This window comes from Microbacterium sp. CH1, assembly GCF_001595495.1.
Taxonomy (GTDB): domain Bacteria; phylum Actinomycetota; class Actinomycetes; order Actinomycetales; family Microbacteriaceae; genus Microbacterium.
In genome coordinates, this window is the sequence record NZ_LOSO01000011.1 from 344134 (window position 1) to 356529 (window position 12396).

The following is a 12396-nucleotide window of genomic DNA, read 5'->3' on the forward strand; positions in this document are numbered from 1 at the left end:
GTGGTTCCTTGTCGAAACGAGTTCGTGCGGGGGATGGGCAGGGCCGGAGGATGCCACGCCCCGCGCGGGGCGAGGGTGGCATCCTGCCGGGATTACTCCTGGCCCGCGACGATGAAGTTGACGGCGTCGCCGACGGTCTTCAGGTTCTTGACCTCGTCGTCGGGGATGGTGACGCCGAACTTCTCCTCGGCGTTGACGACGATCGTCATCATCGAGATCGAGTCGATGTCGAGGTCGTCCGTGAACGACTTCTCCAGGGCGACCTCGCTGGCGTTGATGCCGGTCTCGTCGGTGATCAGCTCTGCGAGGCCGGCGAGGACCTCATCGTTGGTGAAAGCCATGGTGGTCTTCCTCTTTCTTACGGGTTGTATTCGGAACCGTGGAACAGTCTAGGGAAGGTCGGCGCGTCTTCAGGGGAGGACGACGACCTGGGCCGCGAACACGAGCCCGGCCCCGAAGCCGATCTGCAGGGCGAGGCCGCCGGAGAGTTCCGGGTGCTCGGCCATGAGGCGGTGGCTCGCGAGCGGGATCGAGGCGGCCGACGTGTTGCCGGTGGTCTCGATGTCGCGGGCGATGACGGTCGTCTCCGGCAGACCGAGCTGCTTGGCGAACTCATCGATGATGCGCATGTTCGCCTGGTGCGGGATGAAGGCGGCGAGATCGGTGGCCTCGATCCCGGCCCTGTCCAGTGCCTCGCGGGCGACCTTCGCCATCTCCCAGACCGCCCAGCGGAAGACCGTCGGGCCCTCCTGGCGGAGCGTCGGCCACGGCACCACGCCGTCGCGGAAGTCGGTGAGGGTGCCGTTCATGCCGACGGCGTCGGCCTTGGACCCGTCGCTGCCCCACACGGCGGGGGCGATGCCCGGCGTGTCGCTCGGGCCGATGAGGGCGGCGCCGGCGCCGTCGCCCAGGAGGAACGAGATGCTGCGGTCGGTCGGGTCCACGACGTCGGAGAGCTTCTCCGTGCCGATCACGAGGGCGTAGCGCGCGGCGCCCGCCTTGATCAGCGCATCCGCCTGGGTGACCGCATAGGCGTAGCCGGCGCAGGCCGCGTTGATGTCGTAGGCCGCGGCCGGGTTGGCCCCGACGCGGTCGGCGACGATGGCCGAGACCGACGGCGTCTGCTTCGGGTTGCTGATGGTCGCGACGATGACGAGGTCGACCTGGTCGGCGGGGACACCCGACTTCTCGATGGCCTCGGCTGCCGCCGCGGTCGCGAGGTCGATGGCGTCCGTCCCCTTGTCCGCCCGGGCGCGCGTGACGATGCCGGTGCGCTGACGGATCCACTCGTCGCTGGAGTCGATCGGGCCGATGAGGTCTTCGTTGGGCACCGCGTTCTCGCCACGAGCCGCGCCGAAGGCGTAGATGCGGGTGTAGGCGGGCCCGGCGATCTGGGCGAGGGAGGCGGTCATGCGGCTTCTCCGTTCAGCAGGGCGACGGCGGCTTCGAGGTCTTCGGGGGTCTTCACGGCGACCGTCGGCACGCCGCGCAGGCCGCGCTTGGCGAGACCGACGAGGGCGCCCGCGGGGGCGAGCTCGATGACGCCGGTCACCCCGGCGTCGGCGAAGGAGGTCATGCAGAGGTCCCACCGGACGGGGGAGGAGACCTGATCGACGAGGTAGTCGAGCGCCGTCGCTCCGTCGGTCACGACCGAGCCGTCGCGGTTGGTCCAGAGCGTGATCTCGGGGTCGGACGGCTGCACGTCGGCGACCGCGTCGCGCAGCGCCGAGACGGCGGAGGCCATGTAGTCGGTGTGGAACGCTCCGGCGACCTGGAGCGGCACCACGCGCGTGCCCTTGACCGGCTCCTCGGCGAGAGCTGCCAGGGCCGGGAGAGGGCCCGCGACGACGATCTGCCCGCCGCCGTTGAAGTTCGCCGGCGCGAGGCCGAGCTCGGCGAGGCGGGCGAGGAGCGTCTCCTCATCGCCGCCGAGGACCGCGCTCATCCCCGTCGGGGTCTGGGCGGCGGCATCGGCCATCGCCCGCCCGCGGATGCCGACGAGGCGCATGCCCGTCGCGGCGTCCAGCACGTCGCTGCCGACGAGCGCCGCGATCTCCCCGACGGAGTGCCCGGCGATGCCGTCCGCGCGGCGACCGGCGGCGGCCACGAGGGCGTCACCGGCGACGAGGGAGGCGGCCACGATCAGCGGCTGGGCGACCCGGGTGTCGCGGATGGTGTCCGCGTCCGACTCGGTGCCGTGCGTGCGGAGATCGACCTGCGCGGCCTCGGAGTAGGCGGCGAGACGCTCCTCCACTCCGTCGAGCTCGAGCCAGGGGGCGAGGAATCCGGGGGTCTGCGAGCCCTGTCCAGGGCAGACGACGACAATCACCCACCCAGTCTGCCAACGATCGCGGCAGAACGGTGGATGATCCATCACAAGATTGCGCGGAACCCTTGTGTGTGGCGCACAGAATGCGCCGGGTGGGTCAGCGCGGAGGGCGGCGCAGCGGCGGACGGCGGCGTACCTGCTCCGCGGCCCCGATGGAGCCGAGGATGAGCGCCGTCTGCAGGATGAGCGCCTCGCGCGGCCCGGTCGCGTCCCACCCGATGACCTCGCTCACCCGCTTCAGGCGGTAACGGACGGTGTTCGGATGCACGAAGAGCTCGCGGGCCGTCGCCTCGAGGGAACGGCCGTTGTCGAGATAGCTCCAGAGCGTGGTGACGAGGTCGGTCGAATGCGCCTGCAACGGGCGGTATATGCGCTCGATGAGGGTCTGCTTCGCGAGAGGGTCGCCGGCGAGGGCGCGCTCCGGAAGCAGGTCGTCGGCTTCGACGGGCCGCGGTGCGCTCCGCCAGGCGCGGGCCACCGCGAATCCGGCCAGCGCCGCACGCGCGCTCTGGCTGGCGTCGACGAGGGCAGCTACAGCCGGCCCCAGCACGACGAACCCCGGGCCGAACGACGGCTCCAGACGGGCCGCGATCTCCTGGAACCCGAGCTCCTCGTCCTCGCCCTCCTGGCCCTCGACGCGCGCGCGTCCGAGCACGAGCACGAGGCGCGAGCCCTGCACGCCGATGAGGACGTCGACCGCGAGCTTCCGCGCCGTGCGACGCACGAGGTCGACGTCGAACTGCGGAGGCGTGGTGCCCACGAGGACCGCGACCTCTCCGTGGCCGTGCCACCCGAGAGCGGCGATCCGGCTGGGTAGCTCCTCGTCGGCCTCGCCCGTGAGGATCGAGTCGACGACGAGCGCCTCGAGCCGCGCGTCCCAGAGGCCGCGGGCCTCGGCGGCGCGCGCGTAGACGTCGGCGGCGGCGAACGCCACGTCCCGCGAGTAGAGCAGGATGGCCTCGCGAAGGTGCTCGCCCTTGCCCGCCACCCGTTCCTCGGTCACCTCGACCGTGACGCGGATGAGCTGGAGGGTCTGCTGCAGACTCACGCTCCGCAGCAGCTCACGGGGAGCGGCGGCGAAGATGTCCGCAGCGATCCACGGGGTGGACGTCGGGTCGTCGTACCACTGGATGAACGAGGTGATGCCCGCCTGCGCCACCAGCCCGACCGCGGAGCGGCGGGCCGGTGGCATGTCGGCGTACCAGGGGAGGGTGTCCTCCAGCCGCTTGATCGTCACCGTGGCGATGTCGCCGGAGATCCGGCGCAGCCAGGTGAGCGTGGCGGCCTTGTCCATGCCGGCGGCGGAGGCAGCTGTCACCGAGGGCTCAGCTTTCGCCGCCTGCGTTGCCGCTCGTGCCGGCGTTCACGTCGTGCAGGCGGTACTTCTCGATGGCCTGGGCGGAGAGGCCGCGGTCGACCTTGCCCTCCTCGGCCAGCGCCTGCAGCGTGCGCACGACGATCGACGGTCCGTCGATCTTGAAGAAGCGGCGGGCCGCGGCACGGGTGTCCGAGAAGCCGAAGCCGTCGGCACCGAGCGTGGCGAAGCGGTTCGGGACCCACGGGCGGATCTGGTCCTGCACCGCGTGCATGAAGTCGCTCACCGCGACGACGGGACCCTCGGCGCCCTGGAGCTTCTGCGTGAGGTACGCGGTGCGCGGCTCCTGGTCCGGGTGGAGGAAGTTGTGCTCGTCGGCGGCGAGGCCGTCGCGGCGCAGCTCGGTCCACGAGGTGACCGACCACACGTCGGCGACGACACCCCAGTCCTTCTTCAGCAGCTCCTGGGCCTCGAGCGCCCAGGGCAGGCCGACGCCGGAGGCGAAGAGCTGGGCGCGGGGGCCGTCGCCCTCGCCGACGGAGACGCGGTGGATGCCGCGGACGATGCCGTCCACATCCACGTCGGCCGGCTCCGCGGGCTGGACCATCGGCTCGTTGTACACCGTGAGGTAGTACATGACGTTCGGGTCTTCGTGCTGCCCGCCGTACATCCGCTCGAGACCGGAACGCATGATGTGCGCGATCTCGTAGCCGTACGCGGGGTCGTAGGAGACCGTCGCCGGGTTGGTGGAGGAGAGCAGGTGCGAGTGCCCGTCGGCGTGCTGGAGGCCCTCACCCGTGAGGGTGGTGCGGCCGGCGGTGGCGCCGATGATGAAGCCGCGGGCCATCTGGTCGCCGGCGGCCCACTGGGCGTCACCGGTGCGCTGGAAGCCGAACATCGAGTAGAAGATGTAGATCGGGATCAGCGGCTCGCCGTGCGTCGCGTACGACGTGCCCGCGGCGGTGAACGCCGCGAGAGCACCGGCCTCGTTGATGCCGACGTGGACGATCTGTCCCTGCGGGCTCTCCTTGTAGGCGAGCAGCAGCTCCCGGTCGACCGACGTGTAGTGCTGGCCGTTGGGGTTATAGATCTTCGCGGTCGGGAAGTACGCGTCCATGCCGAACGTGCGCGCCTCGTCGGGGATGATCGGCACGATGCGGTGGCCGAACTCCTTCGAGCGCAGCAGGTCCTTCAGCAGACGGACGAACGCCATGGTCGTGGCGATCTCCTGCGTGCCGGAGCCCTTCTTGGGGAGCGCGTAGGCGTTCTCCTCGGGAAGGGACAGGCCGACGTGCGTCGAGCGGCGCTCCGGGAGGAAGCCGCCGAGGGCCTTGCGGCGCTCGAGCATGTACTGGATCGTCTCGTCCTGCGGTCCCGGGTTGTAGTACGGGGGCAGGTACGGGTTCTCCTCGAGCTGCGCGTCCGTGATCGGGATGTGCATCGCGTCGCGGAACGTCTTGAGGTTGTCCAGCGTCATCTTCTTCATCTGGTGGGTCGCGTTGCGGCCCTCGAACTGCGGACCCAGCCCGTAGCCCTTGACGGTCTTCGCGAGGATGACCGTCGGCTTGCCCTTGTGCTCGGTCGCGGCCTTGAAAGCGGCGTAGACCTTGCGGTAGTCGTGGCCACCGCGCTTGAGGTTCCAGATGTCGTCGTCGGAGTAGTCCTTGACCAGCGCGGCGGCGCGCTCGTCGCGACCGAAGAAGTGCTCCCGGATGTACGCGCCGGACTCGGCCTTGTACGTCTGGTAGTCGCCGTCGGGGGTGACGTTCATGAGGTTGAGCAGTGCGCCCTCGGTGTCGCGGGCGAGCAGGTCGTCCCACTCGCGGCCCCAGATCACCTTGATGACGTTCCAGCCCGCGCCGCGGAAGAACGACTCGAGCTCCTGGACGATCTTGCCGTTGCCGCGCACCGGGCCGTCGAGACGCTGCAGGTTGCAGTTGACGACGAAGGTGAGGTTGTCGAGGCCCTCGTTGGCGGCGACCTGGAGCTGGCCGCGGCTTTCGACCTCGTCCATCTCGCCGTCGCCGAGGAAGGCCCAGACGTGCGACTGCGAGGTGTCCTTGATGCCGCGGTTCTCGAGGTACTTGTTCGACATCGCCTGGTAGATCGCGTTGATCGGGCCGAGACCCATCGACACGGTCGGGAACTGCCAGTACTCCGGCATCAGGCGCGGGTGCGGGTACGACGGGATGCCGTTCGGCGCGTGCGACTTCTCCTGCCGGAAGCCGTCGAGCTGGTCTTCGGTGAGGCGACCCTCGAGGAAGGAGCGGGCGTAGGTGCCGGGGGAGGCGTGGCCCTGGATGAAGATCTGGTCGGCGCCACCGGGGTGGTCCGCGCCCTTGAAGAAGTGGTTGAAGCCCACCTCGTACAGCGCCGCGGAGGACGCGTAGGTGGAGATGTGACCGCCGACGCCGATGCCGGGGCGCTGGGCGCGGTGCACCGTGATGGCGGCGTTCCAGCGGATCCAGGCGCGGTAACGCCGCTCGATCTCCTCGTCGCCGGGGAACTCAGGCTCGTTCTCCGGGGCGATGGTGTTGATGTAGTCGGTGGTCGGAACCATCGGCACGTTCAGGTGCAGTTCCTTGGAGCGCTTGAGCAGGCTGAGCATGATCTCGCGCCCGCGGCCGTGGCCCTTGGCGTCCACCAGCTCGTCGAGCGACTGCTGCCACTCACCGGTCTCTTCCGGATCGCTGTCGAGGGGGCCCTGAGAGTACGGATCCTGATCGTGGACGGTCACGGGGGAACCTTTCGTCAAGCTGGCAGGTCATGCCAAGGAAACGGGAAGCGACACGGGCAGCCTTGTCGGCCGTGCACAACGCGCGCCGACCTCAGCCTATCCCTCTTCCACGACACGGGTGCGCATCCGCGCCCGGATAGACTGAGGGCACCAGGGCCTTTAGCTCAGCTGGTAGAGCGCCACGTTTACACCGTGGATGTCGTCGGTTCGATCCCGGCAGGGCCCACCCGTATCGATTGCAGCGGGGAGCGGCAATGGCGCGACGCATCGTCATCAGCGGGGCCTCAGGCCTCATCGGTTCCGCCCTCGCCGCCTCCCTGAGGGCGGACGGCATCGAGGTGAGCACCCTCGTGCGACGTCCTCCGCAGGCGGAGGGCGAGATCGAATGGTCGCCGGGGGACACCGCGCTCGACCCGGATGCGCTCGCGGGAGCGGAGGCCGTCGTCGCCCTCGGAGGCGCGAGCGTCGGCCGGCTCCCGTGGACGCGCGGATATCGCCGTCAGCTCGTCGAATCGCGGCTCGACGCGACGAACACGCTCACCACCGCTCTGCGCGCTCTGCGCACGGACGCGCCCGCCTTCCTCTCCGCCTCCGCCGTGGGCTACTACGGTTCTGCGCCGGGTGAGGTGCTCACCGAGCACTCGGGCCCCGGGAGCACCTTCCTCGCCGACCTCACCGTGCGCTGGGAGACGGCCGCGCGACGAGCGGAGGACCACACGCGGGTCGCCCTGCTGCGGACGGCACCGGTGATCCACCGCCGGGGTGTGCTCCGGCCGATGATCACGCTGACGAAGCTCGGCGTCGCCGGCCCGCTGGGGCCGGGTACGCAGGTCTGGCCGTGGATCTCCCTGGACGACGAGGTGCGCGGTATCCGCCATGTCCTCGATGAGAAGCTCGCGGGGCCCGTCAACCTCACCGGACCCACCCGGGCGTCGGCGAACGACATCGGACGCGCGCTCGCGGAGCGGATGCACCGGCCGTTCTGGCTGCCCGCACCCCGGTGGGCCCTGCGCCTCGCCCTCGGCGATGCGGCCGAATCCTTGCTGCTCCCGGACGCCGACGTGCGGCCCGAGGCTCTGCAGCAGTCCGGCTTCCGCTTCACCCATCGCACCGCTGCGGAGGCGGTGGCCGCGGCGGTCTGACGACGCCGCGATTCTCCCGGCGAGACCCCTGCCGTCGCGGCGGCCGCGCTGCCAGGATGGGCGCATGGAGATCATCGAGAACTCGAAGCTCACCGTCGTCGGCGCCGGAAGCGTCGGATCGAGCGTGGCCTATGCAGCTCTGATCCGCGGCTCGGCCCGTCACGTCGCCCTGTACGACATCGCGACGGAGAAGGTCGAGGCGGAGGTGCTCGACCTCGCGCACGGCACGCAGTTCACCGGCAGCAGCGACATCATCGGCGGCAGCGACATCTCCGTGGCGGCCGGTTCCCACGTCGTGGTCATCACGGCGGGAGCGAAGCAGAATCCGGGACAGACCCGCACCGAGCTCGCCGGGGTGAACGCCGGCATCATCCGGCGAATGATGCCGGAGCTGCTGTCGGTCGCCCCCAATGCGGTCTACGTCATCGTCACGAACCCGTGCGATGTGCTCACCGTCATCGCGCAGCAAGAGACAGGACTGCCGCCGGAGCGCATCTTCGCGTCGGGCACCGTGCTCGACACGTCTCGGCTGCGCTGGAAGCTGGGGGAGCGGGCGGGCGTGTCCACGGCCAGCGTGCACGCCCACATCATCGGAGAGCACGGCGACACCGAGTTCCCGCTCTGGTCGCGAGCGACGATCGGCACGGTCCCGATCCTCGACTGGGAGACCCCGGGGCACCCGCGCTTCACTCTGGAGGAGCTGGATGAGATTGCCGTCGACGTCCGTGACGCCGCCTACAAGGTGATCCAGGGCAAGGGCGCCACGAACTACGCGATCGGGCTCTCCAGCGCGCGCATCGTGGAGGCGATCCTCCGGGACGAGCACGCGGTGATGCCCGTGAGCACGGTTCTCCGCGACTTCCACGGGATCGACGGCGTCGCCCTGTCCGTGCCGTCGATCGTCAGCGCCGCCGGGGCCGTCCCGATCCGCACGACCGCGTTCTCGGATCGCGAGCTCGAGCTGCTGCGGCAGTCCGCCGACGCACTCACCGCGGTCGCGGAGTCCCTGCGGGAGTGACCGCGGTGGGGCGACGGTCCGCCCCACCGGGGTTCACCGGCCGTGCGGATCCGTGCGGTTGAGCAGCGCGACGACCTCGTCGTAGTCGCCCCGCGCCTCGCCGAAGCGGAGGAACTTCACCCGCTCGACCTGGATCTCGGTCGCGTCCGGCTGGGTCTCGATGAGCGTCATGACCTCGTCGATGAACGCGTCGAGGGGCAGTGCGGCCTCGTTCTCCGCATGCCCGGGCATGAGGTCCGTGCGCACCGCCGGCGGCTCGAGCTCCTGCACCGCGACGGTCGTGCCGGCGAGTTGCAGCCGCAGCGACTCGCTGAGCATGTGGATCGCCGCCTTGCTCGCGTTGTACGTGGGCGTGACCTTCAGGGGTGCGAAGGCGAGACCGGAGGAGACGGTCATGATGGTCGCCGAGGGCTGGGCCTGCAGGTGCTCGATGAAGGCGGCGACGAGACGGATCGGGCCGAGGATGTTCGTCGTGACAGTCTCCTCGGCGGTGGACAGGAAGCCGGCCGGCGTGGTCCAGTCCTCCGCCCGCATGATGCCGGCCATCGTGACCAGCACGTTCAGCGTCGGGTGTGCGGAGAGCACCGCGGCCGCGGTCTCGTCGATGCTCGCCGGGTCGGCCGTGTCGATGCGGACCGTGTGGAGCTCGGGATGCGCGGCAGCGATCGCAGCCAGCCGGTCCTCTCGGCGTCCCCCGACGATCACGGTGTTGCCACGCTCCTGCAGCCTGAGGGCCAGCGCCAGGCCGATCCCGCTCGTCGCGCCGGGGATGAAGATGGTGTTTCCGGTGATGTCCATGGCCCCAGCCTCGACGCTGCGTCCGCGCCGTTCCAGAGACGGCCGATCGGGGGATCGGCGGTCCCTGGATCCCCTCACGCGTCCGGGGGATACTGCACGGATGGATCGTGACGCCCTGGCCGACTTCCTCCTGCGCCGTCGGGAGGCGCTGCGTCCTGCCGACGTGGGCCTGCCCGAGGGGACTCGGCGACGGACGGCCGGACTGCGCCGCGAGGAGGTCGCACAGCTGGCGACCATGTCGACGGACTACTACACGCGTCTCGAGCAGCGTCGGGGCCCGCAGCCGAGCGCGCAGATCCTCGCCGCCCTCGCCCGTGCGCTGCGGCTGTCCTCGGACGAGCGCGACTACCTCTATCGCCTCAGCGGACTCAGCGCTCCCGATCGCGCGGTTATCACCGACTACGTCCGTCCCGGCATCCTCCGCGTGCTCGACCGTCTGCACGACACCCCGGCGTTCGTGGTCTCGGCTCTCGATGAGGTGCTGGTGCAGAACGACGCCTCCCGGGCGCTGATCGGAGACGCGAGCGGTCTGACCGGGCTCGACAGGAGCGGCATCCATCGCTGGTTCGCGCGACCGGAGGAGGAACGGCGTCGGTACCGGGAGGTCGATCACCCCCGGCAGTCACGGGCGCTGGTGGCGGCGTTGCGCGCGGCGTACGGCACCATGGGCGCGCGGTCGCGGGCGGGGGAGATCGTGGCGGATCTGTCGGAACGGAGTCCCGAGTTCGTGCGGCTCTGGGCGGCCCACGAGGTCGCCCGTCGCTTCGAGCAGCACAAGGTGATCGTCCATCCGGAGCTGGGGGAGATCGAGGTGGACTGCCAGGCGCTGTTCACGGAGGACGAGTCGCAGGCGCTCATCGTCCTGACGGCGCAGCCCGGGAGCGAGGCGGCCGGGAAGCTGGAGTTCCTACGCGTGCTCGGCACGCAGAGCGTCTGAGCCCTCGCGCTCAGGACTCCTCGTGCACCGCGGGATCGCCGTCGAACAGGCGCCCGTCCGCGCGTCCGAGTGCGGTGATCGCAGCGACCTCCGCGTCGTCGAGCACGACGGCGGCGGCGGCGAGGTTCGCGGCCTGGTGCTCCGCGGACGACGCCTTCGGGATCGCGACCGTCTCCCTGGCCACGTGCCAGGCGAGGACGGTCTGTGCGGGCGTGATGTCGTGGGCGGCGGCCACCTCGCGGACAACGTCCTCGTCGAGGAGGGCCTGTGCACGTCCCAGCGGGCTCCAGGCCTCGGTGAGGATGCCGCGCTCCCGGTGATAGGCCAGCTGCTCCTCCTGCGGGAAGTACGGGTGCACCTCGATCTGGTTCACGACCGGCCGGACCCCGGTCTCCCGTTCGATGCGCTCGAGATGCTCGGGGAGGAAGTTCGAGACGCCGATCTGGCGGACGACGCCCCGCGCCTGGGCGTCCACGAGCGCCTCCCACGCCTCGACGTACTCGTCCTGGCTCGGGTTCGGCCAGTGGATGAGGTGCAGATCGGTCGCGTCGAGGCCGAGGCGGGAGCGGCTCTCCTCGATGCTGGCGGTCGCCGTCGCGCGGGCATGGTGCCGCCCGGGGAGCTTCGTCGTCACGATGACCTCGGAGCGGGGGACGCCGGAGGCCGCGACGCCGCGCCCGACGGAGCCCTCGTTCTCGTAGTTGAACGCCGAGTCCACGAGCCGGTAACCCGCACGGAGGGCCTGGGCGACCGCGTCGGCTCCGGCGTCGCCGTTCAGCCGATACGTGCCGAGGCCGAGTGCCGGCAGGGCGAAGCCGTTGTGGGCGCGGAAGGTGGGGACAGTGGTCATCGGTGCTCCTGGCGTTGGCGTGCCTCCAGCGTAGGGCGAGTTGGCGCCGCACGGCCCTCCGCGCGATGCTAGCAGGCATGACCCTGATCGTCGCGCTCTCATGACGGAGCCCTCCCGCTGCCCCTGCGCTTCGGGGGACACGGTCGCCGCGTGCTGCGGCCCCCTCCTCGACGGCGCTCCTGCCCCGACCGCCGAGCGGCTGATGCGCTCCCGGTACACCGCTTTCGTGCGGGAGGACGGGGCGTACCTGCTCCGCACCTGGCACCCGGAGACGCGACCGGAGACGATCACCTTCGAGGCGGACCTGGAGTGGCGGCGCCTGCTGATCGTGGACCGCGTGGCGGGCGGCCCTTTCGACACGGAGGGCGTGGTCGAGTTCGAGGCGTTCTGGCGGCAGGGCGGCACGCGCGGATCGCTGCACGAGCGCAGCCGCTTCGTCCGTGAGAACCGGACGTGGTTCTACGTGGACGGCGACATCCGGTGATGCGGCCCTCGGCCCGGCAGCGAGTAGATTTGAGAGCGTGAACGCCACCCCGGAGAACCAGCGCACCCTGCTCGACATCGCGGACCTCGACCGGCGCATCGCGCAGGCGGAGCGCGCCCGCACGCAGCCGAGCCAGGCGGGCCGGATCACCGAGCTCGTCGCCATCCGTCAGGAGCAGCTCCGCGAGCTCACCGTCCTGACCGGCGCCAGGGACGACGCCCGCACCGAGCTCTCGCGGCTGGAGTCGGACGTCGCGCTGGCCGAGCAGCGGCGCGACCGCGACGCCCAGCGCCTCGCGGCGGCCACCAACCCGAAGGAGGCGCAGGCTCTGGAGCACGAGCTTGCCAGCCTCGCCAAGCGTCTGAGTGACCTGGAGGACGCGGAGCTCGACGTCATGGGCCGAGTCGAGGAAGCCGACGCCGCCGTGGCCGCCCAGCAGGCGCTGCTGGATGCGACGACCGCGGAGGGGAGTGCCCTCACCGCGCAGGGCAAGGCCGACGTCGCCGCGGCGACCGAGCTCGGCGCCCAGCTCGCCCGCGACCGGGAGGCGGTCGCCGCCACCGTTCCCGCGCCGCTTCTCGCGGAGTACGATCGCCGCGCCGCGAACAGCGCCGGAGCCGCGCTCCTCACCCGCGGAACCTGCGAAGGCTGCCGCATGATGCTGCCCGGCACCGATCTCAACGAGATCCGTCGCGCGCCCGAGGACGAGGTCGTCTCGTGCCCCGAGTGCGGCTGCATCCTCGTGCGCACCGAGGAGTCGGGACTCTCGTCATGAGCGCATCCGGC

Annotated in this window: 12 protein-coding genes and 1 tRNA gene; 6 read left to right on the forward strand and 7 right to left on the reverse strand. The window is 70.7% G+C overall.

What is annotated here, in order from left to right; translation table 11 throughout:
* Positions 1-92: 92 nt before the first annotated feature.
* From AUV07_RS04995 to aceE, 5 genes are all read right to left on the reverse strand, one after another.
* Positions 93-341, reverse strand: a complete 249-nt coding sequence (locus AUV07_RS04995) for an acyl carrier protein (RefSeq protein WP_017202249.1) — start codon at positions 339-341, stop codon at positions 93-95.
* Between the two features lie 69 nt (positions 342-410).
* Positions 411-1412 (reverse strand): beta-ketoacyl-ACP synthase III, encoded by a 1002-nt coding sequence (locus tag AUV07_RS05000; RefSeq protein ID WP_062634353.1) that lies wholly within the window; start codon positions 1410-1412, stop codon positions 411-413.
* Positions 1409-2329, reverse strand: coding sequence for an ACP S-malonyltransferase (locus AUV07_RS05005; RefSeq protein WP_062634355.1), 921 nt, complete (start codon positions 2327-2329; stop codon positions 1409-1411). The genes AUV07_RS05000 and AUV07_RS05005 overlap by 4 nt, the downstream gene beginning before the upstream one ends.
* A 97-nt stretch (positions 2330-2426) precedes the next feature.
* Positions 2427-3623 (reverse strand): PucR family transcriptional regulator, encoded by a 1197-nt coding sequence (locus AUV07_RS05010; protein WP_025103615.1) that lies wholly within the window; start codon positions 3621-3623, stop codon positions 2427-2429.
* A 31-nt stretch (positions 3624-3654) separates the two neighbouring features.
* Positions 3655-6381 carry a pyruvate dehydrogenase (acetyl-transferring), homodimeric type gene (aceE, locus tag AUV07_RS05015; RefSeq protein WP_062634357.1) on the reverse strand — a complete coding sequence of 909 codons (2727 nt, stop codon included), beginning with the start codon at positions 6379-6381 and terminating at the stop codon, positions 3655-3657.
* A gap of 153 nt (positions 6382-6534) precedes the next feature.
* Here aceE and AUV07_RS05020 point away from each other — a divergent pair.
* From AUV07_RS05020 to AUV07_RS05030, 3 genes are all read left to right on the forward strand, one after another.
* Positions 6535-6607, forward strand: a tRNA-Val gene (locus tag AUV07_RS05020).
* A 28-nt stretch (positions 6608-6635) separates the two neighbouring features.
* Positions 6636-7523, forward strand: a complete 888-nt coding sequence (locus tag AUV07_RS05025; RefSeq protein WP_062634359.1) for a TIGR01777 family oxidoreductase — start codon at positions 6636-6638, stop codon at positions 7521-7523.
* Between the two features lie 64 nt (positions 7524-7587).
* Entirely contained in the window at positions 7588-8541 is a 954-nt protein-coding gene (locus tag AUV07_RS05030; RefSeq protein WP_062634361.1) for an L-lactate dehydrogenase, read from the forward strand.
* A 33-nt stretch (positions 8542-8574) separates the two neighbouring features.
* Here AUV07_RS05030 and AUV07_RS05035 read toward each other — a convergent pair whose 3' ends face one another.
* Positions 8575-9339, reverse strand: a complete 765-nt coding sequence (locus AUV07_RS05035; protein WP_062634363.1) for an SDR family oxidoreductase — start codon at positions 9337-9339, stop codon at positions 8575-8577.
* A 100-nt stretch (positions 9340-9439) separates the two neighbouring features.
* Here AUV07_RS05035 and AUV07_RS05040 point away from each other — a divergent pair, with 100 nt between their 5' ends.
* Positions 9440-10276 (forward strand): helix-turn-helix transcriptional regulator, encoded by an 837-nt coding sequence (locus tag AUV07_RS05040; protein WP_025103610.1) that lies wholly within the window; start codon positions 9440-9442, stop codon positions 10274-10276.
* Between the two features lie 10 nt (positions 10277-10286).
* Here AUV07_RS05040 and AUV07_RS05045 read toward each other — a convergent pair whose 3' ends face one another.
* The gene (locus AUV07_RS05045; RefSeq protein WP_062634365.1) at positions 10287-11126 is read right to left on the reverse strand and encodes an aldo/keto reductase; all 840 of its coding nucleotides are present in this window, start codon (positions 11124-11126) and stop codon (positions 10287-10289) included.
* A gap of 100 nt (positions 11127-11226) precedes the next feature.
* Here AUV07_RS05045 and AUV07_RS05050 point away from each other — a divergent pair, with 100 nt between their 5' ends.
* Both AUV07_RS05050 and AUV07_RS05055 read left to right on the forward strand, forming a co-directional pair.
* A complete protein-coding gene (locus AUV07_RS05050; RefSeq protein WP_062634372.1) occupies positions 11227-11610 on the forward strand; it encodes a YchJ family protein in 384 nt (127 codons plus the stop codon).
* 37 nt (positions 11611-11647) lie between these two features.
* Positions 11648-12385, forward strand: coding sequence for a zinc ribbon domain-containing protein (locus AUV07_RS05055; RefSeq protein WP_062634374.1), 738 nt, complete (start codon positions 11648-11650; stop codon positions 12383-12385).
* Positions 12386-12396 lie beyond the last annotated feature (11 nt).

Bases quoted from the DNA above. Each gene is read 5' to 3' on its own strand.
- AUV07_RS05000 (WP_062634353.1), bottom strand. From the start codon at position 1,412: ATGACCGCCTCCCTCGCCCAGATCGCCGGGCCCGCCTACACCCGCATC.
- AUV07_RS05035 (WP_062634363.1), bottom strand. From the start codon at position 9,339: ATGGACATCACCGGAAACACCATCTTCATCCCCGGCGCGACGAGCGGG.
- AUV07_RS05040 (WP_025103610.1), top strand. From the start codon at position 9,440: ATGGATCGTGACGCCCTGGCCGACTTCCTCCTGCGCCGTCGGGAGGCG.
- AUV07_RS05025 (WP_062634359.1), top strand. From the start codon at position 6,636: ATGGCGCGACGCATCGTCATCAGCGGGGCCTCAGGCCTCATCGGTTCC.
- AUV07_RS05010 (WP_025103615.1), bottom strand. From the start codon at position 3,623: ATGGACAAGGCCGCCACGCTCACCTGGCTGCGCCGGATCTCCGGCGAC.
- AUV07_RS05030 (WP_062634361.1), top strand. From the start codon at position 7,588: ATGGAGATCATCGAGAACTCGAAGCTCACCGTCGTCGGCGCCGGAAGC.
- AUV07_RS05050 (WP_062634372.1), top strand. From the start codon at position 11,227: ATGACGGAGCCCTCCCGCTGCCCCTGCGCTTCGGGGGACACGGTCGCC.
- AUV07_RS05045 (WP_062634365.1), bottom strand. From the start codon at position 11,126: ATGACCACTGTCCCCACCTTCCGCGCCCACAACGGCTTCGCCCTGCCG.
- AUV07_RS04995 (WP_017202249.1), bottom strand. From the start codon at position 341: ATGGCTTTCACCAACGATGAGGTCCTCGCCGGCCTCGCAGAGCTGATC.